Below are 25,380 nucleotides of genomic sequence, written 5' to 3'. Positions count from 1 at the left end.
GCCTGCTTCTGCAGGTCAAGGGCGGTCTCCGGAGGCTACATCGTTTCGCATGTCCGGTCAGCTGTCGCCAGGTGTTCGAGGCCTCACACTGACCCGTCGCCTCGCCTCCCTGGTTGCCGAGTTGAAGGTCGCGAAGGACCGGTCCGTCTCGGCCGCTTGGTGGTCAGCCACCCACAGACGATAGAAAGGTTGCATGAGGGAAGTTTCGGGTCAATCTGGACGTGATACGCCTGATGCATCCATGAGGACTCATCGGCCCGGTCGGCCCCGTCAGGGGGGAGGGGCGTGGCGGTCGGGCTCGCTGCTGAGCGTGCACAGCCTCGCCGGCCAGGTCTTCCTGCTCGAGCTGGCGATCGTGGTGCTGCTCGTCGCCGCCACCCTGGTGGCCCTCGTGGTGCAGGCACGACGCGACATCATGGCGGACGCCCGCCACCGGACGCTCACCGCGGCGCAGACGTTCGCGCACTCCCCGGGGATCGTGCCGGCGCTGAACAGCGCGAACCCGACCGCGGTGCTGGAGCCGCCCGCGGAGGCGGCCCGGAAGGCCGCTGGCGTCGACGCCATCATCGTGTACGGGCTGAACGGGATCACTCTCACCCACAGCGACCCGCATCAGATCGGGAAACGCATCATCGGGCCTTACGCGAAGGCGGCGACGGGCAAGCCCTTCACGAGTACCTTCCAGGGGTCCCTGGGGCTGTCCGTGATCTCGGCGGTCCCCGTCAGGGGGCCTGACGGCTCGGTCGTCGCCATCGTCGCCGTGCCCGTCACGGTGGAGAAGGTGCAGCACAGGCTGAACATGCAGCTGCCGGTCCTCTTCGGCGGCGCCGCCATGGCCCTTGTCGTCGCCGCAGGCGGATCGGGCCTGGCGAGCCGACGGTTGCGACGGCAGACCCACGGGCTGGGGCCGACCGAGATGACCCGGATGTACGAGCACCACGACGCGGTGCTGCACGCGGTGCGGGAAGGAGTACTGATCGTCGGCGGTGACGGCCGGCTGCTGCTGGCCAACGACGAGGCACGACGGCTCCTGGACCTGCCGGCGGACGCGGAGCGGCGAGACATCACCCAGCTGGGGCTGGATGAGGACCTCGCCGGGCTGCTGGCCTCCGACCGCCCCGCCACCGACGAGGTGTACCTGGCGGCCGACCGGCTGCTCGCGGTCAGCAAGCGGCTCACCGCACCTCACGGACCGGTCAGCAGCGTGGTCACGCTCCGGGACACCACCGAGCTGCGGGCCCTCTCCGGCCGGGCGGAGGTGGCCCGCGGACGGTTGCAGTCGCTCTACGACGCCGGGCTGCGGATCGGCACGACGCTCGATGTGAAGCGCACGGCCGAGGAACTGGCCGAGGTGGCGGCGACCCGATTCGCCGACGTCGTCACCGTCGATCTGCTGGACCCGGTCCTGCGAGGCGAGGAAACCTCCGGTGCGGCCGCCGGGATCACCGAGCTGCGCCGCAGCGCCGTCGCCGGTCTCGACGCGGACCATCCCCTCCACCCCGTCCGCGAGCTGATCCGCTTCGTCCCGGCCCACCCAGTCGCCACGGCGATGACCGAGGGCCGACCGATCCTGGTCGGGGACCTGAGCGCCTCCGACGGCTGGCGGGCCCAGCAACCCGAACAGGCTCGGCGGATTCTCGATCACGGCATCCACTCCATGCTCGTGGTTCCCTTGCGAGCCCGCGGTGTGGTGCTGGGAGTGGTGGAGTTCTGGCGTGCGAAGGGCTCCGGGTCGTTCGAGGACGAGGACGTGTCCTTCGCCGAGGAGTTGGCCGCCCGGGCAGCGGTGTCCATCGACAACGCCCGCCGCTACACCCGCGAACACGCCATGGCCGTCACCCTGCAGCACAGCCTGCTGCCACACACGCTGCCCGAGCAGTCCGCCCTCGACGTGGCCTACCGCTACCTGCCGGCCGAAAGCGGGGTGGGCGGGGACTGGTTCGACGTCATCCCGCTGTCCGGTACGCGGGTGGCACTGGTCGTAGGCGATGTCGTCGGCCACGGTCTGCACGCCTCGGCGACCATGGGCCGGCTGCGCACCGCCGTGCGCAACTTCGCCGGCCTGGACATGCCCGTGGAGGAGCTGCTGGGCCGGCTCGACGAGCTGGTGGCGCAGATCGACGCCGAGGAGGTCGCCGCGGAGGACGGGCCGGGGATGATCACCGGGGCGACCTGCCAATACGCCGTCTACGACCCCACCTCCGGGCGGCTGGCCGTCGCCACCGCCGGCCATCCGGGACCGGCGGTGGTCCGGCCCGACGGGACCGTCGACTTCCCTCAGCTGCCCGTCTCCCCGCCACTGGGACTCGGAGCCGGCCTGCCTGTCGAGACCGCCGAGCTCACCGTGCCCGAGGGTTCCCGACTGGTGCTTTACACCGACGGACTGATCGAGGACCGGGTCCGAGACCTGGACCTCGGTCTGGAGGCCCTGCGCGAAGCTCTGACAGGGCCGAGCCTCACGCCGGAGGCCACCTGCGCGGCGGTGGTGGAGGCCATGCTGTCCACCCGGCCAAGAGATGACATCGCGCTGCTGGTGGCCCGCACGCACCGACTCGGACCGGAGCAGGTTGCCGAGTGGGACGTGCCCCGTGACCCGGCGGCGGTGGCCCCGGTGCGCACCGCCTGCGCCCGCCGGCTGACGGAGTGGGGGCTGGAGCAGGTCGGCTTCACCGCCGAACTCGTCCTCAGTGAGCTGCTCACCAACGCCATTCGCTACGGCGCCGAGCCCATCGCCGTCCGGCTGCTCCGCACGGTGCCGATCAGCAGCGCCGCCGCGGGCACCCTGATCTTCGAGGTCTCCGACGGCAGCAGCACCTCGCCGCGGCTGCGCTTGGCGAAGGTCACCGACGAAGGCGGCCGCGGACTCTTCCTGGTCGCCCGCTTCACCGAACGCTGGGGGACCCGCTACACGCCCACCGGCAAAGTCATCTGGGCCGAACAATCCCTGCGCCACGGCGCCACGCCGGAGACGGAAGGACTCGGCGAGATCCTGCTCGGCCAATGGGACGACACGGCACTGTGAGGTGAGCGCGTACGTCCCATCACTCTATCCTCGCGCATGCCCAGGTGCCCGCATGGGTGCGGCTGGGGCTCGGGGCGTACGGAACCCTGATCCAGCCGGGTAAAGATGCTGATCGCACGCTTCCGGACCACGTTCCGCCATCGAGGCGGCCGGTACCCTGGCCTCTATGACCACTTCGTCGGCGCAGTGGACCAGAGGAAGCCGGGAGGCACAGCGGAAGGCTCGCCCCTCCGGACCCGGTGCTGCTGGCAGCCGCTCGAGGTGACCACCTCACACCCCGAGCTCGGGGAGCAGTCGTGACCACACCGTGTGCCCGAGCAGCGGCGGTTTTCGGCTGCTTCGCTCTCGTGGCACTGGGCCTGAGCGCTTGCGAGAACACACCGACCGCCACACTCGCGAAGCCGTCAGTAGCCATGTCCGCCGATGACGTGGGCGGCATGCGCGCACTGGTCTCCGCAGCGAAACAGGAGGGCACGCTCAGAGCGATCGCGCTGCCCCGTGACTGGGCCAACTACGGCGGCCTGATCAACGGCTTCGAGAAGAAGTACCGGATCAAGGTCACGGTCGAGGATCCGCTGGGCCACAGCGAGGACGAGATCGACGCCCTGAGGAAAAGCGGGAACCGGCCGACAGCACCTGACGTGATCGACGTGGGCAATACGTTCGCGCGGAAAGCCGCTGCGCGGAATCTGCTCGCGCCGTACAAGGTAGCCGCTTACGATGCGATCCCCGGTGATCAGAAGGACACGAAGGCCCGCTGGTACAACAACTACGGGGGCTACATCTCCATCGGCTGCGACGCCAACCGGGTCAAAGTCTGCCCGGCAACCTTCGCCGATCTTCTGAAGCCCGATCACAAGGGCATGGTCGCGCTCGAAGGCGACCCGCCCCGGTCGGCGACCGCCTTCGACAGCGTCTACGCGGCCGCGCTGGCGAATGGCGGATCGTTCGACAACATCCAGCCCGGTCTCGACTTCTTCGCCGAACTCAAGAGGAACGGCAACTTCAACCCCCTCAATTCCAACTCGGCGACGGTCGAGGACGGCCGGACCCCCATCAGCATCAACTGGGACTACATCAACCTCCACTACGCCGAACAGCTCCGCGACAAGGGCGTGAACTGGCAGGTCGCGATCCCCTTCGACGGCAGCTTCGCCCAGTATTTCGCGCTGGCGATCAACAAGAACGCCCCGCACCCGGCGGCCGCCCGGCTGTGGCAGGAGTACCTCTTCAGCCCAGAGGGCCAGAACCTCCGGCTGCGCGCCTTTGCCCGCCCAGTGCTCATGGACGCCATGAGGCGGGACGGCACCCTCGACAAGGCCGCCGCTGCACGACTGCCGACGGTTGAGGGAACACCGCAGTTCCCGACGGACGCGCAACTGGAGAAGGCGAGGAAGACGGTCAACCAGGGCTGGGCGAAGGCCGTCTCCGGCTAGCTGGGACGGTCCTCGTCGCCCATCAGGTGTGCAGTGAACGGGCACCGACTCGGACCGGGCGCGTCCGGTTGAGCAGAGGTGAGCCGGACGACGGGAGACGACCGGTAAGACCAATCGTCTGCCGCGTGAGTGACCGGCTGCGAACGCCGCCCTGACGCCTGATCGGTGCTGTCGGCCCCACCTTCGCAGGGAGGCCCACCAGCGTGGACAGCCCGGCCCAAGATCCGGAACAGCACGGGCCACGGCACGGACAACCGTCTCGGCCTGCCTCCATTCCTCCAGGTCAGGGTATGGACCGGTGCGCCGCAGTCGCATCGAGAGCTCCATCACGGCCCGGCCGGCTCCTTGTCGGCCTCGCCTTTGCGCGCGAGCTCGGGGACCGGGTTCCTTGTCGGACAACAGGAGGTCTCCCTCCCCGGCGCCAGTGGTCCCACCGGCAACAGCGCCACGATCGACCATCGTGACCGAGAGACCGGCACGGGTGGCGTAGTAGGCGCAGGCCGCGCCGACCATTCCCGCTCCGACGACGATGACGTCTGACGAGTTGCCCATGGGCCGCAGTACCATTTCACATTGCACTGATCCCGCAAAGGGTTCCAACCCCATAACTCCTGAGGTCACTTGTGACATTTCATCTGGGACCGTGACGTCCCGCCCCCTGCCGGTAGGCCCCTCCGCTCCTTACCATCCGCGCCATGGATCTAGAGGTACGGCACTTGCGAGTGATCTGCGCGATCGCGGAGGCCGGCAGTCTGACCCGTGCCGCCGCGTCGCTGCGTATGACACAGCCGGGACTCAGCGCCCAACTACGGCGCATCGAAGCCATGCTGGGCGGGCCGATCTTCGACCGCGGGCAGACCGGTGCCGAGCCCACCGCGTTGGGCGAACTGGTACTCACCCGGGCGAGGGCCATCCTGCCGGGCATCGACGGCCTACTGGCCGACACCGCCCGCGCCGCCCACTGCAAAACCGCCCCCGGCCACGTCCGCCTGGGATCGGTGGGCGCACCGCTGCTGGCCGATCTCATAGTGGCAACAAGGGAGTTGATTCCCGGATCGGAGGTGACGACCCGTTGCCAGTACTCCCCGTCGCCCCTGCTGGACGACCTCGCGGCGGGCCGCCTGGAGGCGGCGGTCCTCGGCGACAACCCCGGCCACGAACTCCTGCCGCGCGCGGGAGTCGTCCTGCGCCCGGTCGTCACCGAGCCCGTCTTCGCCCTGCTTCCGTCCACCCATCCGATGGCCGGCCGCGAGGAGGTGAGCCTGGGCGAACTCATCGGGGAGGACTGGGCCATGCCGCACCCGGACAGTGACCGAACCCGGGAGTACTGGGCGTCCGTCTTCTCCCGGACGGGCTGTCAGCCGCACGCACCCTACGAGGCGGAAGGCCGGCAGCTGATCGACATCGTGCGTGCGGGCCTGGCCGTCAGCCTCTGCCAGGCGACCTTCATCGAGGTGCCCGGCGTCGCGGTGCGTCCTCTCGCCGGCAATCCGCTCTGGTACCGCCATGTACTCGGCTGGCGCTGCGACGGACCGCTGGCGGCACACGGCGACGGGATCGTCCGCAGGGTGGCCGAGGGGTATCTCGCCACCTGTGCCGCCGCACCGGCCTACACCCGGTGGCGAAGGCGCCGGCCGGAGTCGCTGCGCCTGCCGGAGTGAGCCGCCGCGCGAGGGCCATCAAGTCGCTCGCCGACGCGGGCCGGGTCGGTCAGTTCCCGGGCGAACACCTGGACCGAGGCACCCGCAGGGTCGGCGTGGTCGAGCGGCACGGTGAACGCGTGATCGGTCACGGCGAGACCGGGCAGGTGACAGGTACGGCTCATGCGGTCCTTTCCTCGGCGACCGGCGCGGACGCCGGCCGGGTCAGCGGCTCGGGGTAGTGACAGGCGACCTCATGGCCCGGGGCGATCACGCGCAGCGCGGGCCGTTCGGTGGCGCACGGGTCGGCCGCCTTCGGGCAACGGGTGCGGAACGGACAGCCGCTGGGCGGATCGAGCGGACTGGGCAGGTCGCCGCTCAGGACGATCCGCTCGCGGGTCCGCTCGGCGTCCGGGTCGGGCAGCGGTACGGCGGAGAGCAGGGCGTGGGTGTACGGGTGCGCGGCGCTGCCGTAGAGACTGTCCCGGTCGGCCGTTTCCACGACCGTGCCCAGGTACATCACGGCGACCCGGGTGCTGATCTGGCGGACCGCGCCGAGGTCGTGCGCGATGAACACGTAGGCGAGCCCGTACTCCTGCCGCAGGTCCTTGAGCAGGTTGAGGATCTGCGCCTGCACCGACACGTCGAGCGCCGAGACGGGCTCGTCGCACACCACCAGTCTCGGCCGCAGCGCCAGCGCCCGGGCGATCCCGATGCGCTGCGCCTGGCCGCCGGAGAACTCGTGGGGGTAGCGGGCGGCGTGCTCCGGCCGCAGGCCCACCCGCTGAAGCAGCTCTTCCACCGGTTCGTCGGGGGTCAGCCCCTGGTAGCGATACGGGGCCGTCAGGATCTGTCGGACGGTCTGGCGGGGGTTGAGCGAGGAGAAGGGATCCTGGAAGATCATTTGCAGGTCGCGGCGCACTGACCTCATCAACTGCTCGTCCAGCGTGGTCAGTTCGCTTCCGGCCACGCGGATCGTGCCCGATGTGGGCTCGGTGAGCCGAGTCAGCAACCGGGCGACCGTGGACTTGCCGCAGCCCGACTCGCCGACCAGACCCAGCGTCTCCCCCGCGTCCACGCGCAACGACACACCGTCGACCGCCCTGACATGTCCGGCGAGCCGCCGAGTCAGGCCGTGTCGTACGGGGAACTGCTTGACGAGGTCGCGCGCTTCGAGCAGCGGTGCGTTCATGCTGTTCACGCCGTCACCTCCGGTGCCGACAAGGTGGGCAGCCGATGGGGCAGCGGCCCGTCGACGCGGGGTACGCAGGCGAGCAGGCCCTTGGTGTAGGCGTCGCGCGGCCGGTAGAACACGTCGCGGACCGTGCCCCGTTCGACCGCGCGGCCGCCGTACATCACGACGACCTCGTCGGCGAGTCCCGCGACCACGCCCATGTCATGGGTGATGAGCATGATGGCGGTGCCGGACCGCTCCCGTAGCTCCCGCAGCAGATCCAGGATCTGGGCCTGCACGGTCACGTCGAGCGCGGTGGTCGGTTCGTCGGCGATGAGCAGGTCCGGCTCCAGACACAGGGCCATCGCGATCATCACGCGCTGGCGCATGCCGCCGGAGAACTCGTGCGGGTACGCGCGGGCGCGCCGCTCGGGCTCGGGGATGCCGACCCGGTCCAGCATCCGTACCGCGACCCGGTGCCCCTCGCGGCGCCCGGCCCGGCGGTGCGCGCGGTAGGCCTCGGCGATCTGGAAGCCCACCGGGTAGTAGGGGTTCAGGCAGGACAGCGGATCCTGGAAGATCATCGCGACGCGGTCGCCGCGCAGCCGGCGCAGTGGCCGCTGGCCAAGGCTGCTCAACTGCTGTCCGTCGAAGTGGACTTCACCGGTGATCCGGGCATCGGGCAGGAGGCCCATGATGGCCAGGCTGGTGACGGACTTGCCGCTGCCCGACTCGCCGACCACGCCGAGCACCGCCCCGGCGGCCAGGTCCAGATCGAGGCCGTCGACGGCGCGTACGCCGCCCGCGAAGCCCACGGTCAGATCACGTACGGTCAGCAGGGTCATCCCACGGCCCTCACTCTCGGGTCCAGGAGCGCGTAGACCAGGTCCACCGCGACGTTGGCGAGCACGACGAATCCCGCGGCGAACAGCGTCACCCCGAGGATCACCGGCTGGTCGGCGCTGTTGATCGCATCGGCCGCGAGCTTTCCCACGCCGGGCAGGCCGAAGACCGATTCGGTGATGAGGGCGCCGCCGAGCAGCGCGCCGAGGTCCATGCCGAAGATCGTCACGATGGGCATCAGGGCCGGCCGCAGCGCATGGCGGCGCAGCACGGTCGGCTCGGGCAGGCCCTTGGCGCGGGCGGTGCGGACGTAGTTCTGGCCGAGGCTGTCGAGCATCTCGCCGCGGGTGATCCGTGCGTAGATGCCGGCGTAGAGCATCGCCAGGGTGATCCAGGGCATGACCATGGTCTCCGCCCAGCCGACCGGATCCGCGGTGAGCGGGATCGCCTGCGGATAGGGCAGCAGACCGAGCTTGACGACGAGCACGTACTGCAGCACCAGAGCGGTGAAGTAGACCGGCAGCGAGACACCGCCGAGCGCGGCCGTCATCGCCGCCCGGTCCCACAGGCTGCCCCGGCGCAGCGCGGAGATCACCCCGGCCGTGACGCCGACGATCAGCCACAGCACCGCCGCGCCCATGGCGATGGAGATGCTGACCGGCAGCCGGTCCGTGAGCATCAGCCACACCGGCTGATCGGTCTGGAAGCTGAATCCCAGGCACGGAGCAGGGCAGTGCACGGCCTGCGGGCCCATGCCGTACGTGCGACCGGACACGATGCCGACGAGATAGTCGCGGAACTGCACGAACACCGAGTGGTTCAGGCCGAGCGTGGTGCGGATCTCGGCGATCCGCTCCGGGCTGCACGCCTTGCCGCAGGCGCCCTGGGCCGGGTCGGCGGGCATCAGATAGAAGATCGCGAAGGTGGCCGCGCAGATCACCAGCAGGATCGCCGCCGTCGCCGCCAGCCTGCGCAGGACGTAGAGGATCATCGCCGACGGCTCCGGGGGTCGAGCGCGTCCCGTACCGCGTCGCCCAGCACATTGAAGGCGAGCACGGTGACGAAGAGGAAGGCGCCTGGGACGAGGAAGTAGACGGGGTCGGCGGCGTACCACGGCACCGCGGAGGCGATCATCTGGCCCCATGAGGGGGTCGGCGGGCGCACCCCGATACCGAGGAAGGACAGGCCCGCCTCCGTGGCGACATAGCCGGGGATCGACATGGTCGCCACCACGAGGATCGGCCCGCTCAGGTTGGGCAGCACCTCCCGCACCAGCAGGGCGAGCCGGGAGGCGCCCAGCACCCGGGCCGCCGCCACGAACTCCCCGCGGGCCAGCACCATCGCCTGCCCACGCACGATCCGCCCGACGTACGGCCAGCCGAAGAAGCCGAGCACGACGACCAGCAGCAGCTGCCGGTTCACGCCCGGCGCCGCGGAGATCAGTGCGATCATGAAGATCAGGGCGGGAAAGGACATCAGCAGGTCCATCAGCCTGCCGACCACGGCATCGGTCCAGCCGCCGAAGAACCCGGCGGCCAGCCCGAGCGCCGTTCCGAGCGACACCGATACAACGGTGGCGAGCAGGGCGATCAGCAGGGAGACCCGGGCGCCGTAGACGGCACGGGCGAGGATGTCCCGGCCGCTGCCGGGCTCGACGCCCAGCCAGTGCTCGGCGCTGATCCCGCCTCCCGTGCCGCGCGGCAGTCCGCCGAGCGCCGGGTCCACCGCGTCGGAGTGGAACTCGGTCGCAGACGTGCCGGCGGCCCAGGTGATCAGCGGGGCCGCGAGGGCGATCAGCACCAGGAGTACGACCACCGTCAGCGCGACTGTCGCGGAGCGCTGTGCCAGCAGCCGGCGTAGCAGGGACATCTCTCGGGGTCCGCCGCGGCTCGGCACGGCGGACGGCACCGAGGCGGGGATCGTGGCGGTCACTTGCGCAGCCCCAGGGAGACCAGATCCAGTCGTCCGACGTAGGCGATGTGCCCGTAGGCGCCGGTGACATGAGGCCCGGTCAGGACGGCCGCTTTGTCCCACAGGAACGGCACGACCGGAGCGTCACGCATGATCTGCTCGGCCAGTTGGCCGTAGGCGGTCGCGGCGGCGGCCGGGCCCTTCATCCGGGCGATCTCGTCGATGCGGGCACTGACCCTGGCCGAGTCGTACTGGGCATGGTTGTTGTTGCCCTCGGCGGTGATCAGCCGGCCGTCGAACACGAGCGGCAGGTAGGTGGAGGCGCCGGGCCAGTCGGGTGTCCAGCCGTCGATCACCAGGTCGTGCTCCTGGGCGGTGTTGCCCACCGTGCTGTAGAACGCCGACGAGCTGATCGCGTTGATCTTCACCTTGATCCCCGCCTTCCCCAGGGACGCCTGCACCGCTTCGCCCTGCGCCTGGCCGCCCGCGGTGGCCGGGGTGTCGAGCGTGAGGGTCAGGCCCGAGGCTCGGCCCGCCTGGGCCAGCAGCGCCTTCGCCTTGGCCGGATCGCCCTTGCCGCCCGGGCTCGGGAAGGGATCGTCGGAGACGGCGCCGGGCAGCGACGGCGGCAACAAGGTGGTGGCCAGTCGCCCGGCGATCGGGCCGCCCCGGGCGGTGCGCAGCGCTTCCTTGTCCAGCGCGTAGGCGATCGCCTGCCGCACCCGGACGTCATTGAGCGGCTTGTGCCGGGTGTTGACGCTCAGGTAGCGCGTGTTGATCGACTCGCCGCTGACCAGCCGCTTGCGTACCGCGGGGTTGGCCATCACCGGACCGACCGAGGCCGGGCCGACCGGCTCGAAGGCGACGGCGTCCGCGTCCTGTCCCTGAGCGGCGATGAGCCGCTGGTCGACGACGGCCGGGTCGAGGTTGAGATCGATCACGATCTTGTCCGGCAGGCCCTTGCGCACGGTGTCGGTGGCCGGACTCCAGTGGGTGTTACGGACCAGCGTGAGCCTCTTCTTGGGTTCAAAGGTCCCGATCTTGTACGGACCTGAGGAGAAGGGCCTGCTGTCGTACCGGACACCGGTGTCCTTGTCCGGCGGAACGGGGGCGAAGATCGGGAGCGACACCGCGGAACCGAAGTCGGCCACCGGGCGGTTGAGCTTGAAGACGATCGTCCGGTCGTCGGGGGTCTCGATCGAGGCGAGCCCGTGCTTGTCCTTGTCCTTGTAAGGGCCCTTGTAACTCCGGCCTCCGGCGAGCCACATGCGTGCGTACGGCGGCCCTTCGGGGAGTTCCGCGGCGAAGGACCGCTCGACCCCGTACTCGACGTCCCGGCTGGTGATCGGCCGGCCGTCCTCGAACTTCACCCCCGCCTTGAGTGTGAAGGTCCAGGTGCGGGCCCCGTCGCTCGGGCGGCCGGTGTCCGTCGCCAGATCCGGCACGATCTTGCCGCCGGCGGGCCCGGGTGCCGCCGCGTACGTCGTCAGCGTCCGGTAGATGAGGCGCCCCACGTCCTCGGAGGAGGTGACGTAGTTGCGGGCCGGGTCGAGGTGCTCCAGGTCGAGGCTGGAAAGCACGTGAAGTGTGCCCCCCTTGCTCGCGGACCCGCCCTGCCCGTCGGCGTCGCCGGCTCCCCCGCAACCGGCGACGGCGACGAGTCCGAGAGCGGCGGCCATGACCATCACGGAACGTCGTGCTCTCACGATGACTCCTATGCGATGTTCCCTGTGATGCAATGCGATGTGACATTGCACAGCGGCTTGGGCCAAGGGTGGAGGCGGTCGGCCCCGACGGCCAGATCCCGGATCCCCACAACATCGGGTTATGGGGATCCGCTCGGCAGCGTCCCGCCCAACGCGGTCACCACTTGTAGGTCCAGACGGTGTCGGTGTACGCGTCAGAGCTACGTACGTAGATCCGGATGCGGGCGGTGCTGTCTTCAGACGCGGCTCACCGACCTGGCCTGTCGAGCCCGGCGTCTGTCGGAACTCGGCTTCGACACCGACAGGCCGCAGACCACGGCCGACGTGGGCGACCTCGTCAAGGCCGGTGCCCTGTCCTTGCGCGCAGGACAACAGCCGGTGAACGGCGCGGCGGCACCCGGCAATCCACCGTGCCCCTCCTCACCGTCGCCGACCTGCTGGCGGACGGCACTCCCAGCGGTCTCGTCGACGCCGCATCGGCATCCGCGATCGCCGAGAAGGGCGACGTCGTGGTCGCCGGTGTCGTGCGTGCGTTCAAGGCATGGGTGCAAGACGGGCCTCCGACGGCCCTCGGGTCCCAGCTCTACGCCCTGCGGGTGGACCCCGCGAAACTGGACGCCCACTTCCTCGCAGGCTGTCTGCGCGCGCCCGCCAACGGACGGCAGGCAGGAACCCACGCCTCCAGTTCGTGGCGGGTCGACATCCGGCGCCTCCAGGTCCTCCAACTCCCTTTGGAGGAACAGGCAGCATACGCCGAGGTCTTTCGCGGTCTCAGGGCCTTCGAGACGCAACTCGTCGACGCCGGCGGCATGGGAGGGGGGCTGGTGAACGACGTGATCGATCTGCTCGCGGCGGGCGGGCTGAGCGTCTGACGTGGTGACCGGCCGGGGGCTTCACCCGAGGTCCTCCAGCAGCAGATCGAGCGCCGCCTCCTCGTGCAGGGCGATTCCCAGGGCGTTCATGGCGGGGGCCAGTTCCGCGTCCCACACGGCCTCTTCCGACGGTCCGGTGAGGGCGATCTGGGGTGTTCCGTGCACCTGCGCGCGTGTCGCGAGGTACTCGTAGTCGGCCGCTCGCATACGCCACGGCTCGGCTCCGTACCGCTGCGTGATCCGGTTGGCCAGGGCGATGCCGGGCCAGTCGAAATCACCGTGGTAGAGGAACGTGCAACCTGCCGCCGCCAATGCGTCCAGGAGGGTGAGGACGACCGTCGTCGCGCTCCCCGAGGTACAGATCAGGGGCGCCGTACGGCCGGTGTCGGCCGCGGCCTCGATCACGCGTGGGTTCTCGCAGACGTGTACCCGGGTGCCGGGCGGCATCTGCAGGCTCAGCGTGCGCAGTTCGCGCAGGGTCAGATGGGTTTCCATGTGGTGGTCGGCACGCTCGCGCAGGGCCGCCTCCCGCCAGGTGCCGCCGGTGGGGCGCAGGGCGTACGCGAGCGCCGTGCTGGAGACCTCGTCCGGGGTGACCGAGGCCGTGCGCCACAGGGCCCTGCGCGCCGGCGCGTCGACGGGGAACTCGACGCCCCGGGCCAGCGCGATGCCGCGCAGGACCAGCCGGGACAGCAGCGTGCCGTCGTCCAGGCCGTGGGCCGAACCGGTGGCGCGGGTGGCCAGTTCGCCGCGGCCCCAGGAGGCCGGGGTGGGGCGCGGACCCGTGCCGGGGAAAAGCGTCGCCAGGGTCTGGACGGCTTGTCTGATGACGGTCGTCGCGGTGTGCGGATCCTGGCGGGCGAGTGTGCCGCCGCGTCGTATCTCCTCCAGCCACTGTGCCGTCCAGGGCTGAGCCGACAGCGACGTGGCTTCCACCTCGGCCTGAGCCGTCGACCACACACGGGCCCGTTCGGCCGCCGCGGCTCGGCGGACCGCCCGGCGGTCCGTCAGGGGCCGGCCCAGTATCTCCAGCGTCGAGGACAGGCCCCGTCCGACCGCGCTGGCGCGCAGGCGGGCGTCCAGGTCCGGCAGGCGGATCGTGGCGGTGAGGCCGGTGACCGGTCTGGCCAGCAGGAGGGACAGTGCCTCGCGTTCTTGTGCGTCCAGGTGCTCGAGCCTGATGGTTCCGGTCGGCTGGAGGCCGTTGCGTTCGAGACGGGTGCGTGCCGCCGTCCAGAGGCGGGTGAGGCCCGGCCGGGTGAGAAACGCGAGGGCGTCGGCATCCGGGGGGTGTTCGTCGGCTCGTCCAGGTGCCGTCATACCGACATCAGCCTCCGCTGCCGCCCGTTCCACGTGTAGTGGAGCGTGGCCACGCCCCGGACATGCGGGTCGCGCAGGCATTCGTAGATGTGGAGGGACGGTACGTCGGGCCAGTTTCCGATCAGGCGTTCGCTCGTGAGCACGAAGTCGAGGTCCAGGTCCACGAGAATGCGGCCGAGGCGGGCGTGCGTGGGCTCGTCCACCTTGGCGAACGCGTCGTCGAGGAGGATCAGGCGGGGTGCGTGCGGGGCGGCGTCGGCGAGGCTGGTGAAGTGGGCGGCCGCCGCGGCGAAGAGGACCAGGTAGGACAGGACCCGCTGTTCGCCCTGGCTCAGGCCCGTGCGGCCTGAGAGTCTGCGGCGGCTGCCCGGTGCCGCGTCGTTCACCACCCAGGGGGTGAAGGTGAACCAGCCGCGGTAGTCCAGGGCGGTGCGCAGGTGGGCCGCGTAGCCGGCGGCCGGGTCGGCGCGGCGGGCGTCCTCGATACGGCGCTGGAGGAGGTCGCGCAGTTGCTCGGTCTGCTCGCGGGTGCGCAGGCCGGAGGGGCTGCGCAGGAGGTCGACGGCCGCCTTGACGTCCGCTTCCACACCGTCGGCCAGCTTCCAGTCGAGGGTGACGCCCAAGCCGTGTGACGTGCGGACCGTTGCGAGGGTGGTGTTGAGGGCAGCCACCAGGGCGCCGGCGGCCAGCACCTGCGAGGAGAGGTGGTCGCCCAGCTCTCCTGTCAGGAAGCGCTGGAAGACCTCGCGTTCACGCTCCGTCAGGCGGTCACGTGCCTGGGCGGCCTCGGCGGCGATGCGCGCGCCGACCGCGGCGATGTCGTGCGGGCCGTGGTCGTCGACGAGGCGACACAGTTTGATGCCGTCGTTCTCCTCCATCGTCGCGTCGTAGCCGCCGGAGAGCTGGTCGCGCAGTTCGGTGTGACGGTTGAGGAGGGTGGTGTCCGAGACGTCACGGCGTTCGGCATCGAGGCCGCGCAGCACGGCCTCGACCAGCAGGCGCAGCGCAGCGATGCGCTCCCTCACGTCGTGGTGGACGGGGTCCGGGGACTTCAGGGGCCCTTCGTCCGCGCCGGCGTCGAGACCCGCTCCCCTCAGCACACCCGGCAACGACAGTGCCGCACGCAGTCTTCTGCCGCAGGCCAAGACTTCGGCCTCCTGAGCTGCGCGGGTCTCGCGCCGCGCCCTCTCGTCCTCTTCCGCCCGTACGCGCAGGTCGTGCACCTCGGCCAGGTCCCTTCGCGCGTGCGGGAGCTGGCGTTCCACGGCGTCCAGGCGGCGCCTCACCTCGGCCTCCCGGGCGAGGGTCTCCTGCTCCGTGGCGCCGAGGGCGGCTGCCAGGGCCCGGACGGTACGGCGTGCTGCATCCAGGCGGCCGAGCGGTTCGGCGTAGTCCGACTCGGCCTCCCGGCGGGCCGACTCGGCACGCGCGTAGTCCGCCCGGCCGCCGCGGTGGCCGTCGGCGGCTGACTGGACGGCGCGCACTCGCTGCCGCAGTCGCTGAGTCCCCTGCCCGAGTCGGTCCAGGGCCAGACGGACCGTTTCGAGTGCGGCCGGGTCCGCCGGGAGGTCCTGAGCACTCGCCGTCGCCTCGGTCTCGCGTCTTGCGGCGACCGCGCGGGCCCGTGCCTGCTCCGCCTCGCGGGCGGCCGTGGACGCCTGCGAGGCAAGGGATTCGGCGACGCGCTCGGCCTCGGCCGTACGGGCCCACGCATCCGTCAGCCCACGGGCCGGCGGCGGGCGTCGCAGGGTGTCGCCGACCTGGTCGCGGTGCTCGGTGAGGATCCGCAGACCGCGCCGGCGCTCCGCCAGGCCACTCTCTGCGTCGGCCAGTCGACGGTCGAGTTCCGCCAGCGCCCGGCGGCGTGTCTCGGAACGCACCTCCGCGCCCACGTACTCGGCGTCCTGTTTGGCGTGGCGGCCGTGGGCGATGCCGAGCCTCCACGAGCCGTCGGTACCGATCGCGGTGTGCGCCCCTGCCTCTGCCGCGTCCGCCGTGTCGGCATCGTCGGCGAGGCCCCCTGCGCCGGCCAGAGCCACCGCCGCCAGCACGCGCGCGACCTGCTCCGTTGTCACTCCGCTGTCCGGCGCGGCAACCGGCCGCAGCACCCGGGCGAGCGTCGCCCCGGCCACGGATGCTCCTGGAACCAGGAGGGTGTCATGTGTGGCCGGGTCCAGGACCGTGCCGTCGGCACACACCCAGGCGTCGAGCAGGCCGCTCGCCTCCAGCGCGGCTTCCAGACCGGCCCGCGAGTCCGGCTCCAGATCATGGACGAAGTCCACGAGCCGGTACAGGGGCGCTCCGGTGCCGGGCGTGCGGGGAGCCGCGCGGTGGGGCGGGGGCGGGGGCTCCGGGTCGGTGCGGCGTTCCCATTCCTCGCGCCGGTGCCGGAGGCGGTCCCGTTCGGCCTCCAGTTCACGGACGGCCAGGGAGAGATCGTCGCGCTCCGCGCCCAGTTCCGCCAACCACGGGTCGACGGCCGACCGGACCGCTTCGACCACCTCGTCGGGGGCCCGGGCGGGCAGCGGACCGTCGGCCGGGTCAGGCGCGACCAGGGCGAGCACGGCGTCCAAGGGCACTCCGGTGGAGTTCCGCAGCCGCTCGATCCAGGCCCTGGCCGCGGTGGCGTACGCCTCTGCCTCGCGTACGGTTTCCTGTCGGCGCTGCTCGGCCCGGCTGCGCGCGTGGTCCGTCTGGTCCTCCAGGCGCTCACGGACGGCGTCGGCATCGTCCGCCTGCCTCTGGACCTCGCTCGACCGCTCGATGAGGGCGCTCAGCTCGGTGACGAACCGGGAGCGGTTCCTGATCACCGGCTGCGCCGCGTCAAGCCGGGCGTCCCAGGCGTGCAGCGCGGTCGTACAGGTCCCGGTGTCGACCGCCAGCACCTCACTGTGCCGTACCAGGTGGAAGTCGCCTTCCGGTGCCGTCAGTTCGGCCGTGGTGGCGGGTGCGACCGGCGCGGCGGGTGTCGCCACGGGCTCCCCCAGGTGCACGGGGTCGACCCCCGACCGCTCGGCTTCCCGCAGCAGCTCGCTGTGGGCGGTGCTCAGTTCGACCAGTTCTTCACCGAGCCGTCCCGCCTCGGCGGTGAGACGCTGTCCTGCCTCCTCCTGGTTGACGTGCGCCTGGCGGACCGCCTTGAAGGCGGTGACAGCCGCGCTGTGCAAGGCCGTGACGGTGGCGCGTTTCTCCGCGAGTTCCGTCAGGCTGCGGTATCCGGCGCTGGCGTGCAGCGCGGCCAGGTCCGTCTCGGCGGCACTCGACTCGCCGTCGAGGACTTCGATGCGGCTACCGAGTTCCTGCTCGCGCTCGCGGAGCCCCTCCGCCTTTCGCGCCGCTTCACCTGCGGCCTTGCGGTACTCCATCAGCTGCTCGAGCTCACCGCTCGCCTGGTCCGTGCGGCGGCGCAGCGCCCCGTGCAGATAGCCGCGGTAGCCGGTGAGGAAGGTGCGCAGCGCTTGGTCGGTGCGTTCGAGACGCCCGAGGTAGGCCCTTACGGAGTCCAGGTCGTCCAGGCTGCGGGCCACCTTCTCCACGACCTCGTCGTCGAGGGCGGGCAGGGTCTCGGCGAGGACGGATACCAGTCCGCCGGAGTCGATGCGGTCGCCGATGGTGGGACGGCGCAGCCGGTGCAGCAGATGCAGCAGATTGCGGTAGCGCGCCGGGTCGGTGAGGCCGAACAGGTCGCGGGCGACCCTGGCCCGATGCTCGACGGCGCGGTCGGTGACGTTCTCCGAGCCGACGAGCGCCTTGAGCTGGTCGACGGGAAGTGGCTGGCCCGCGGGGGCGAGGTCGAGCTCCTCGCCGACCCGCAGCCCAGTGGTGAAGAAGAACGGCTTCGCCGTCTTGGTCGACTGGGACGCGCGGATGGCCGCGCCGACGGTCAGAGAGTGGTTGCTCCCCTTCTCGTCCGTCCGCGCGAACTCCAGCCACAGATGGCCCAGCCGGTTGGTCTGCTCGAAGCCGTCGAGCATCAGCCAGGCCAGGGTGGTGCGCCCGGTTCCCGTGGCGTCCAGCGCGCGGGCGTCGCCGTCGAGGAGGTAGGGCAGCAGCATCTCCAGGGCCTTGGACTTGCCGGCGCCGTTCTTGCCGCGCAGCAGCAGGCGCCCCTCACCGAAGGCGAACTCCTGCTCGTCGTACTGCCAGACGTTCCGGATGCCCGCTCGGTGCAGTCGGTAACGGTGCGGGGTCGGCGGGCGGTTCATCGGGGCGACTCCTTGGAGACGTCGTCCGCTGGGGACTGGTCGGTGCGGGGTTTGGCCGCCACCGTGGTGGCGTACCGGGCGGCTGCGGCAAGCAGGATCCAGCCGCCGTCCGCACGGTCCTGGCCGCGCGCCTGGGAGACATCGGTGATGGAGCGACCGTCGGCCGCCGTCTCCTCGTATCCCTCGGGCAGGCCGTGGCCATCCGCGCGCACGGGCCCGGCGGGAGCCATCAGACGCATCCGGACGAGCAGGTCGAGTACGGCCGCGAGGAATCCGTCCCGGTCCTCCAGATGGCCGCGCTGCCAGGTGCTGCGTCTGCCGTACTCCTCGATCAGTTCGTCGAGCAGGCGGGGAAGCAGCCCGTGCGGGACAGGTACGCCGATGACGAGCCGCCCGCCTACTGCCGGATGGCCCGGGTCTTCGGGACGCAGCCGGTCGACCAGCCGCTCCACAAGGAGCAGTGCGGCTTGAGCCACCGTCCCGGTGCCCGGCAGGTACAGGTCGGTGAGTTCGTCGTCGGTGTCGACCAGGGCGATGCCCTCGGCGCGGATCTCGGCCTCCAGGCCGAGCAGTTCGGAGAAGGCCTGCGCCTCGCGTCGCTGCCGGGTACGCAGCCATTCGCGCTCGGTGTCCGTGAGGTCGTCGAGGTGGACGACGGGGGTCTCGACGAGACGCCTGCGGACGTAGGTGCGTGGCCCTCCGAAACCGGGGTCGGCGGCCCGGCGCACGAGGTCCGCGCCGTCACGGCTCTGCGCGAGGGGACCGGCGACGACGACGCGCGCGATCTCGCGGTCCACGGTGAGCAGTGCCTCCCCGGCCCGCTCCTCCGCGACGGCCGCGACATGGCCCTCGGTCTCCACCAGGACACCCCAGTCGACGAGTTGCCGCAGCGCGGCAGCGAGGGTCCGCCGCTCGGCCTGCCGCCCGGTGTCGGCGATCTCGATGCCGGCGTCGACGGCCGCGGCCCGCAGGTCGGCGACGAGCTGGGAGAGCAGGAGCTGTTCCGGGGCGGTGACGAGGACCGACAGCGCGAGGGCCAGGTAGGCGTACGTCCGCGGGCTGAACGGCGTTCCGGTCGACGGCCGTTCCAGGCGGTGGCCGGAGCCGGGGCCGAGTCCCGCCTTGAACAGCCGGGCGTACGAGGCCTCCACCAGCAGGCGGTATCCGAACACCTGCTGGAAGCGCTGGGCCAGCCAGTCGGCATGGCGCCGGATGAGCGGGAAGGCGTCGCTGTGCGGTCCGGTACTGGTGACCAGGGGGTGGGCCAGCAGGAGCCGGGCGGCGGTGCGGCGCTCGGCCGCGAGTGCGACGTCGTGCGCGGAGGGCAGGGGCATCAGGCGCTCGCCTCCCCCACCGCGGGCACGGACGCGTTCTCGACGGCCACGGTGAGATCGTCCGCCGTCAGGTCGCCGTCCACGGACCGTAGGACCGTGGACCGGCCGGGTGTGCGCCACGCGGTCAGCCGGATGCCGAGGTCCGCGTCGTCCGCCTCCGCGCCGTCGAGCAGGAAGTCGCGGGCGTCCTTGTGGAGCTGGGCGTTGCCGAGGGCGGTGGTGAGGAGTTCCAGCAGCAGTCGCATGGCCGGGACGCTGAGGCGCACCTGCTCGAACCTGCCCGAGGCGCTGCGCAGTTCGTCGGCCGCCGCCTGCCGGGCCTCGGCCTGCTGCCGCGCTTGCTCCATGAGGCGGCGCTTCTGCTCCGAGTGGTCCTCGGCCGCCGCGGCCCGTCCGCGCGGAGCCCTGCTCCCGCGCTCACGCAGTGCCACCGGCACGTCCACCACGGGCCCGGTCCACCAACTCACGTACGCCGGTACGGACCGGTCGGGGTTCGGTGCCACCCCCAGATGGCGCGCGCCGTAGAGCCCGAAGGCGGCGACCGCCAGGTCATGGGCCTCTTGTGGCTCCGCGGCATCGAACCAGGCCGCGAGCCGCAGCAGATCCTTGCGACGGGACATCTCACCGGAGGCCGAACGCAGCATTCGCTTGGCGTTGGCGAGCAGCGACTGCAGGGCGCGCAGGGTGGCGTCGCGAAGCTGATCCACCTGGCCGGCGTGCACTCCCGTGGTGGTGAACCATTCGCGCAGCCCCTCCCAGTCCGCGAAGTCCCGTCCGCGGCTGCGCTGCACCCGCGTTTCGGGCAGTCCTTCGGCGAGCGCTCCGATGCCGGCCGCGTGCGCGTCGATACGGGCGAGCAGCGCGGGGAGGTGCGGCCAGACGGCGTCCAGGTGAGCGGCGATGCGCGGGGCCCGGAAGGAGACGTCCTCGGTGATGGCCTCCACGTAGTCGAGCAGCAGTTCCTTGAACCCCTGGTACTCGGCCGAGTCGAGGTCGTAGCGTGCCAGCACCTGGCCGAGGTAGGCGTAGAAGTCCCGGACGGACTCGGCGAATTCCGCGAACTGCACGAAGAGCGTGCTGATCCGTTCCAGCGCCCGCTGGGGATCAGCGCCGCCGGGCGCTGCGGCTGTGGCGGCGATCTCGCGCAGGCCGCGGTCGACGAGGGCCAGCAACTCGCTGCTCACCTCGCGTGCCGCGTCCGCCCCGCCCAGTACCTCGTCCGCGTCCCGTTGCACGCGCTCCCCCAGCTTCGACAGCTGGTAGCGGGACCGCGAGCGCTGGTATTCGCTGATACTCGTCGCTTTGACGGTGTGGGTGCTGCGCAGGAGATTGCCCCAGCGCACGAGCTCTTCGAGCCTGCGTGTGAGAGTTTCCGCGTCCAGCGCCGCCGCCGGGCCGCCCTTCTCCGCCAGCTTGGCCAGGAGGTCGGGCACGGACAGGTCGGCCAGCAGCGTGCCGCAGAACACTCGCATCACCGCGATGTACTCCAGGCGCTCGGGCGCGCTGAGATACCCGTACGCGCTCAGCCGCTGCCACGTCTCCGCGCCCGTTACCTCCCCTGGTGGTGCACTTCTCTCTTTCCCCTCCACGCTGTCGAGCGTACGGACCACCACTGACACTGCGAAGGAAGTCAAGGAAAACCGGCCTCTTCTCCGGCTGGGCCCCGCCCCATGTCACAGCCAAGTCGTCGCCAGCCAGCCGGTGACGCCCGCGGTGAGCATGAGCGTGACGTTGAGGGCGACCCGGCGGTCTCCGCGGCTCAGGTGGACCCTCGTCGCGCCGATCTGCAGGAGCACGAACCCGAGGGCCGCAACCGGGGCGAGCCGGGGTGCGATGCCGGTCAGCGGGGGGAGGATCAGCCCGTTCGCGCCGAGCACTTCGATCACCCCGATGGCCCGGACGGCGGGCATCGGGGTGCTGTCCACCCAGGCCATCATCGGCAGGAGCTGCTCTCGGCTCCGGGCCACCTTCACCCCGCCCGCGTAGAGGTAGAAGAGGGCGAGCAGGCCGGCGACGATCCAATAGGCGACGTTCATGGTTCCCGTCCACGTCACTTCTGGGCGAAGTCGGTGGCAAGCTCGGTGGCATAACGGCTCATCACCCGGATGTTCGCCTGCGGGACCGGCGCCCGACCGCCCGCGAACAACTCCCGCAGGTCCCGGAAGTACTGCACATACAGGTCCGGCGTGAACGTGCTGAGCATGACGGCCGGTTGGCCGGTCACGTTGGCGAAGGTGTGCGGGGCTCCGGGCGGGACCATCACGAGCGTGCCCGCCGTGGCGTCGTACTCCTTCTGCCCGACCGTGAACCGCACCGTGCCGCAGACGATGTAGAAGCCCTCGTCGTGCCGGGCGTGACGGTGCTGCGGCGGTCCCGGTGTGTGCGGCGCGAGGACGGATTCGGCGATCCCTAGGCGGTGCCCGGTGTTGCTGCCGTCCTCGAGGACACGCATCCGCGTGGTGCCCAGGACGATCGTCTCGCCCTCGCCCGGACCTACCACCGATACGGCGGGGTCGGCAGTCGGCTCACTGGTCGTCGGTTCGTCGGTCATGCCTCGATTCCACTGCCGGGGCTCCGGAGGTGTCCAAGACCCGTTCCGAGACCTCGATACCGTACGGGTATCGTTGCAGCATGGAGCTACGCACGCTGCGCTATTTCGTGGCGGTCGCCGAGGAACTCCACTTCGGCCGGGCCGCCGCCCGGCTGCACATGAGCCAGCCACCGCTGAGCCGGGCGATCAAGTATCTGGAGAACGACGTCGGCGCCAGGCTGTTCGACCGGTCCTCCGCCGGTGTCGCGCTCACTCCGGCAGGCGCGGTCCTGCTCGACGAGGCGCGCACCCTGCTGGACCAGGCAGACCGGGCACGCGTCCGTGTCGCCGCGGCGGCCGGCGCCGCGACCCTCACCGTCGGCTTCCTGGGTGACACCAGCGACCCGGGCGCGACCCGGCTGGCCCGCGCCTACCACCGGCGGCACCCGGACGTCGAAGTCCGCATCCGCGAGACCGACCTGACCGATCCCACCTGCGGGCTGCACGCCGGACTGGTCGACATCGCCCTGACCCGCGGGCCGTTCGACGAGACCGGACTGACCGTGCACGAACTGCGCGCCGACCCGGTGGGAGCGCTGCTGCGCACCGACGATCCGCTGGCCCGCCGCGGCAGTCTGAAGCTGGCCGATCTGGCCGGCCGCCGCTGGTTCCTGTTCCCGGAGGGCACCGATCCCCGGTGGCAGTCGTACTGGAACGGCGGCGAACCTCGGGAGGGTCCGGTGGTGCGTGCCGTCCAGGAGTGCGTGCAGGCCGTGCTCTGGAACGGCACGGTCGGCATGGCCCTCGTGGACCACGTGCCGGGAGAGGGGCTCACCGTGGTGCCGCTGATCGACATGCCGCAGAGCCGTGTGGTGGCGGCTTGGAACGAGGGCGACACGAATCCGCTGATCCACTCGTTCGTCCGGATCGCGACCGACGCCTATCGCCTCTGAGCACGCGAGCGTCCATGTCCGACCGGATGACCGGCCGGGTGAGCCCCCTCACTCGGGCTCACCCTTACGCACGGCTACGACGGCAGCGTGCGCGCGCATGAACTGCTCATGGGACAAATCTCCCCAGGGTGAGGCCCAAGGTCCCCATGCGCCGTTCCTCGTTCGCCGTCCGTGCCGCGGCGTCCGCCCTCCTGACCACCCTGCCACTGGCCGTGACCGCACCCCCGTACGACGGAGTACGACATCACCGTCGACGCCGACCGCACCGTCGTGGCGCGCTTCAGCGTGACCCCCTGACCGCCCACCCCTCTCGTCACTGGCCAACCTTCGGCACACGGACCACCGCGGGGTCCGGACCGACCGGCGGTCCGGACCCCGTTGTCGCCGTTCAGGGCGCCGTGGCCTCCGCCGCCTGCTTCTCGAACTGGGTGCGGTGCAGTTCCGCGTACCGGCCGCCGGCCGCCAGGAGTTCCTCGTGCGTGCCCCGCTCCACGATGCAGCCGGCCTCGACGACCAGGATCACGTCCGCCGCCCGGACCGTGGAGAGGCGGTGGGCGATGACGACGGCGGTCCGGTCGGCCAGCGCCTCGGTCAGGGCTTCCTGGACGGCCGCCTCGGAGGTGTTGTCGAGATGGGCGGTGGCCTCGTCGAGGATGACGACGCGCTGGCGGGCCAGCAGCAGACGGGCGATGGTCATGCGCTGGCGCTCGCCCCCGGAGAGGCGGTAGCCGCGTTCCCCGACCACCGTGTCCAGACCGTCGGGCAGGGACCGTACGACCTCGTCGAGGCGGGCGCGGCCCAGTGCCTCCCACAGTTCCTCGTCGGTGGCCGTGGGGCGGGCCAGCAGGAGGTTGGCCCGGACGGAGTCGTGGAAGAGGTGGCCGTCCTGGGTGACCATGCCGAGGCTGGCGCGCAGGGAGGCGGCGCTCAGGTCGCGCACGTCGGTGCCGCCGAGGCGGACGGCGCCCTCGTCGACGTCGTACAGGCGCGGGAGCAGGGCGGCGATCGTGGACTTGCCGGCGCCGGAGGAACCGACCAGAGCGACCGTCTGGCCCGGTTCGGCGCGGAAGGAGACACCGTGCAGGACCTCGGCGCCCCCGCGCGTGTCGAGGGAGGCGACCTCCTCCAGGGAGGCCAGGGAGACCTTGTCGGCGGACGGGTAGCCGAAGCGGACGTCCTCGAACTCCACCGTCACCGGCCCCTCGGGCAGCTCCTGCGGGTCCGGTCTCTCCTCGATCAGCGGCTTCAGGTCGAGCACCTCGAAGACCCGCTCGAAGCTGACCATCGCGCTCATCACCTCGACGCGAGCCCCGGCGAGCGCGGTGAGCGGCGCGTACAGCCGGGTCAGCAGCAGCGCCAGGGACACGACCGCGCCCGGTTGCAGGGTGCCGCGCAGGGCGTACCAGCCGCCGAGGCCGTAGACCAGGGCGAGGGCCAGCGAGGACACCAGGGTCAGCGCGGTCATGAACACCGTCTGGGCGGTCGCCGTACGGATACCGATGTCCCGGACCCGGGCGGCGCGGGCCGCGAACTCGGCCGACTCCTCCTCCGGGCGGCCGAACAGCTTGACCAGGGTGGCGCCGGGGGCCGAGAAGCGCTCGGTCATACGGGTGCCCATCGCCGCGTTGAGCGCCGCCGCCTCCCGCTGCATACGGGCCATCCGGCTGCCCATCCGGCGGGCGGGGATCACGAACACCGGGAGCAGCACCAGCGCCAGCAGCGTGATCTGCCAGGACAGGGTGAGCATGACGGCCAGGGTCAGCAGCAGCGTGACCACATTGCTGACCACTCCCGAGAGCGTGTTGCTGAACGCCCGCTGCGCGCCGATCACGTCGTTGTTGAGTCGACTGACGAGCGCTCCCGTACGAGTGCGTGTGAAGAACGCGACCGGCATGCGCTGCACATGATCGAACACAGCCGTCCGGAGGTCGAGGATGAGTCCCTCCCCGAGCGTCGCCGACAGCCGCCGGCCGAGAATGCCGAGCGCCGCCTCGGCGACCGCGATCAGCGCGATGAGCAGCGCCAGACGGACGACCCTGCCCGGGTCGCCGTGCGACACGATCGCGTCCACGACGCGGCCGGCCAGCACGGGGGTCGCGACGGCGAGCAGCGCGGTCACCACCCCGAGCAGCACGAACCACACGATGCGGCGGCGGTGCGGGCGGGCGAACGCGGCGATGCGGCGCAGCGTGGCCCGCGCGAACGGGCGGCGCTCCTGCTGGGCGGTCATCACACTGTGCAGCTGTGTCCAGGCTGTGGTCTCCATGCTCATGGGAGAGAACGTAAGACCTCAAGCTTCGTTGAGGTCAATGCCCGATGGACGTCCTCCCGCTCGAAGGCTCCGATGACTCTCCCCCCTCAGCCGCTTTCCGTCCGTAAGCCGCCGTCCGCGATTCGGCCACCCGCTGTTGGCGCGGCACGGAAAACCTCTCCG

At 71.1% G+C, this 25,380-nt stretch carries 18 protein-coding genes and 1 pseudogene; 5 read left to right on the top strand and 14 right to left on the bottom strand.

Going from position 1 to position 25,380, the window contains the following annotated elements; genetic code table 11:
* Nucleotides 1-241 precede the first annotated feature (241 nt).
* Both Q8A52_RS10850 and Q8A52_RS10845 read left to right on the top strand, forming a co-directional pair.
* On the top strand, nt 242-3,022 hold the full coding sequence (locus Q8A52_RS10850; RefSeq protein ID WP_408649184.1) for a SpoIIE family protein phosphatase: 2,781 nt from the start codon (nt 242-244) through the stop codon (nt 3,020-3,022).
* A gap of 296 nt (nt 3,023-3,318) precedes the next feature.
* Nucleotides 3,319-4,458 (top strand): ABC transporter substrate-binding protein, encoded by a 1,140-nt coding sequence (locus tag Q8A52_RS10845; protein ID WP_408649191.1) that lies wholly within the window; start codon nt 3,319-3,321, stop codon nt 4,456-4,458.
* Nucleotides 4,459-4,698: 240 nt separating this feature from the next.
* Here Q8A52_RS10845 and Q8A52_RS10840 read toward each other — a convergent pair.
* Nucleotides 4,699-5,025, bottom strand: a pseudogene (locus Q8A52_RS10840) (FAD-dependent oxidoreductase); the annotation flags it as partial.
* Between the two features lie 128 nt (nt 5,026-5,153).
* Between Q8A52_RS10840 and Q8A52_RS10835 the strand changes: the two are divergent.
* On the top strand, nt 5,154-6,119 hold the full coding sequence (locus tag Q8A52_RS10835; RefSeq protein WP_316750515.1) for a LysR family transcriptional regulator: 966 nt from the start codon (nt 5,154-5,156) through the stop codon (nt 6,117-6,119).
* Here Q8A52_RS10835 and Q8A52_RS10830 read toward each other — a convergent pair.
* Genes Q8A52_RS10830 through Q8A52_RS10805 form a run of 6 tightly spaced genes read right to left on the bottom strand, consistent with a single transcriptional unit; the run spans nt 6,068 to nt 11,732 of the window.
* Entirely contained in the window at nt 6,068-6,283 is a 216-nt protein-coding gene (locus Q8A52_RS10830) for a hypothetical protein (protein ID WP_316750513.1), read from the bottom strand. The genes Q8A52_RS10835 and Q8A52_RS10830 overlap by 52 nt on opposite strands.
* Nucleotides 6,280-7,290, bottom strand: a complete 1,011-nt coding sequence (locus Q8A52_RS10825; RefSeq protein ID WP_316751016.1) for an ABC transporter ATP-binding protein — start codon at nt 7,288-7,290, stop codon at nt 6,280-6,282. Before Q8A52_RS10825 ends, Q8A52_RS10830 begins: the two co-directional genes overlap by 4 nt.
* A gap of 5 nt (nt 7,291-7,295) precedes the next feature.
* Complete coding sequence (locus tag Q8A52_RS10820; RefSeq protein WP_408649183.1) at nt 7,296-8,117, bottom strand: ABC transporter ATP-binding protein; 822 nt, start codon at nt 8,115-8,117, stop codon at nt 7,296-7,298.
* Nucleotides 8,114-9,106, bottom strand: coding sequence for an ABC transporter permease (locus Q8A52_RS10815; RefSeq protein WP_316750510.1), 993 nt, complete (start codon nt 9,104-9,106; stop codon nt 8,114-8,116). The genes Q8A52_RS10820 and Q8A52_RS10815 overlap by 4 nt, the downstream gene beginning before the upstream one ends.
* Entirely contained in the window at nt 9,103-9,984 is an 882-nt protein-coding gene (locus Q8A52_RS10810; RefSeq protein ID WP_408649190.1) for an ABC transporter permease, read from the bottom strand. Before Q8A52_RS10810 ends, Q8A52_RS10815 begins: the two co-directional genes overlap by 4 nt.
* 59 nt (nt 9,985-10,043) lie before the next feature.
* Nucleotides 10,044-11,732 (bottom strand): ABC transporter substrate-binding protein, encoded by a 1,689-nt coding sequence (locus Q8A52_RS10805; protein ID WP_316750504.1) that lies wholly within the window; start codon nt 11,730-11,732, stop codon nt 10,044-10,046.
* A 410-nt stretch (nt 11,733-12,142) separates the two neighbouring features.
* Here Q8A52_RS10805 and Q8A52_RS10800 point away from each other — a divergent pair, with 410 nt between their 5' ends.
* A complete protein-coding gene (locus Q8A52_RS10800) occupies nt 12,143-12,604 on the top strand; it encodes a restriction endonuclease subunit S domain-containing protein (protein WP_316750501.1) in 462 nt (153 codons plus the stop codon).
* Between the two features lie 21 nt (nt 12,605-12,625).
* Here the strand turns inward: Q8A52_RS10800 and Q8A52_RS10795 are convergent, their stop codons facing one another.
* The 6 genes from Q8A52_RS10795 to Q8A52_RS10770 all read right to left on the bottom strand — a co-directional run bounded on the left by Q8A52_RS10795 (nt 12,626) and on the right by Q8A52_RS10770 (nt 22,014).
* Entirely contained in the window at nt 12,626-13,924 is a 1,299-nt protein-coding gene (locus Q8A52_RS10795; RefSeq protein ID WP_316750498.1) for a TIGR02679 family protein, read from the bottom strand.
* Nucleotides 13,921-18,129 (bottom strand): TIGR02680 family protein, encoded by a 4,209-nt coding sequence (locus Q8A52_RS10790; RefSeq protein ID WP_316750496.1) that lies wholly within the window; start codon nt 18,127-18,129, stop codon nt 13,921-13,923. The genes Q8A52_RS10795 and Q8A52_RS10790 overlap by 4 nt, the downstream gene beginning before the upstream one ends.
* Entirely contained in the window at nt 18,126-19,463 is a 1,338-nt protein-coding gene (locus Q8A52_RS10785) for a TIGR02678 family protein (RefSeq protein ID WP_316750494.1), read from the bottom strand. The genes Q8A52_RS10790 and Q8A52_RS10785 overlap by 4 nt, the downstream gene beginning before the upstream one ends.
* On the bottom strand, nt 19,463-21,052 hold the full coding sequence (locus Q8A52_RS10780; RefSeq protein ID WP_316750492.1) for a TIGR02677 family protein: 1,590 nt from the start codon (nt 21,050-21,052) through the stop codon (nt 19,463-19,465). The genes Q8A52_RS10785 and Q8A52_RS10780 overlap by 1 nt, the downstream gene beginning before the upstream one ends.
* Nucleotides 21,053-21,136: 84 nt before the next feature.
* Nucleotides 21,137-21,499, bottom strand: coding sequence for a DoxX family protein (locus Q8A52_RS10775; protein ID WP_316750490.1), 363 nt, complete (start codon nt 21,497-21,499; stop codon nt 21,137-21,139).
* Between the two features lie 14 nt (nt 21,500-21,513).
* A complete protein-coding gene (locus Q8A52_RS10770; protein WP_316750487.1) occupies nt 21,514-22,014 on the bottom strand; it encodes a cupin domain-containing protein in 501 nt (166 codons plus the stop codon).
* Nucleotides 22,015-22,094: 80 nt separating this feature from the next.
* Here Q8A52_RS10770 and Q8A52_RS10765 point away from each other — a divergent pair, with 80 nt between their 5' ends.
* Nucleotides 22,095-22,946: a LysR family transcriptional regulator gene (locus Q8A52_RS10765; RefSeq protein WP_316750484.1), complete on the top strand. Its 852-nt coding sequence runs from the start codon at nt 22,095-22,097 to the stop codon at nt 22,944-22,946.
* Between the two features lie 388 nt (nt 22,947-23,334).
* On the opposite strand, the gene Q8A52_RS10760 is transcribed toward Q8A52_RS10765, so the two are convergent.
* On the bottom strand, nt 23,335-25,212 hold the full coding sequence (locus Q8A52_RS10760; protein ID WP_316751014.1) for an ABC transporter ATP-binding protein: 1,878 nt from the start codon (nt 25,210-25,212) through the stop codon (nt 23,335-23,337).
* Nucleotides 25,213-25,380 lie beyond the last annotated feature (168 nt).

The organism is Streptomyces herbicida, assembly GCF_032656585.1.
Classification (GTDB): Bacteria; Actinomycetota; Actinomycetes; order Streptomycetales; family Streptomycetaceae; genus Streptomyces; species Streptomyces herbicida.
This window is presented reverse-complemented; position numbering and strand designations above follow the sequence as displayed.

Excerpts from the sequence above, each read along its gene's own strand:
- Q8A52_RS10850 (WP_408649184.1), top strand. The coding sequence starts at position 242 with ATGAGGACTCATCGGCCCGGTCGGCCCCGTCAGGGGGGAGGGGCGTGG.
- Q8A52_RS10835 (WP_316750515.1), top strand. The coding sequence starts at position 5,154 with ATGGATCTAGAGGTACGGCACTTGCGAGTGATCTGCGCGATCGCGGAG.
- Q8A52_RS10830 (WP_316750513.1), bottom strand. The coding sequence starts at position 6,283 with ATGAGCCGTACCTGTCACCTGCCCGGTCTCGCCGTGACCGATCACGCG.
- Q8A52_RS10825 (WP_316751016.1), bottom strand. The coding sequence starts at position 7,290 with ATGAACGCACCGCTGCTCGAAGCGCGCGACCTCGTCAAGCAGTTCCCC.
- Q8A52_RS10820 (WP_408649183.1), bottom strand. The coding sequence starts at position 8,117 with ATGACCCTGCTGACCGTACGTGATCTGACCGTGGGCTTCGCGGGCGGC.
- Q8A52_RS10815 (WP_316750510.1), bottom strand. The coding sequence starts at position 9,106 with ATGATCCTCTACGTCCTGCGCAGGCTGGCGGCGACGGCGGCGATCCTG.
- Q8A52_RS10810 (WP_408649190.1), bottom strand. The coding sequence starts at position 9,984 with ATGTCCCTGCTACGCCGGCTGCTGGCACAGCGCTCCGCGACAGTCGCG.
- Q8A52_RS10795 (WP_316750498.1), bottom strand. The coding sequence starts at position 13,924 with ATGACGGCACCTGGACGAGCCGACGAACACCCCCCGGATGCCGACGCC.
- Q8A52_RS10790 (WP_316750496.1), bottom strand. The coding sequence starts at position 18,129 with ATGAACCGCCCGCCGACCCCGCACCGTTACCGACTGCACCGAGCGGGC.
- Q8A52_RS10785 (WP_316750494.1), bottom strand. The coding sequence starts at position 19,463 with ATGCCCCTGCCCTCCGCGCACGACGTCGCACTCGCGGCCGAGCGCCGC.
- Q8A52_RS10775 (WP_316750490.1), bottom strand. The coding sequence starts at position 21,499 with ATGAACGTCGCCTATTGGATCGTCGCCGGCCTGCTCGCCCTCTTCTAC.
- Q8A52_RS10770 (WP_316750487.1), bottom strand. The coding sequence starts at position 22,014 with ATGACCGACGAACCGACGACCAGTGAGCCGACTGCCGACCCCGCCGTA.
- Q8A52_RS10765 (WP_316750484.1), top strand. The coding sequence starts at position 22,095 with ATGGAGCTACGCACGCTGCGCTATTTCGTGGCGGTCGCCGAGGAACTC.
- Q8A52_RS10760 (WP_316751014.1), bottom strand. The coding sequence starts at position 25,212 with ATGGAGACCACAGCCTGGACACAGCTGCACAGTGTGATGACCGCCCAG.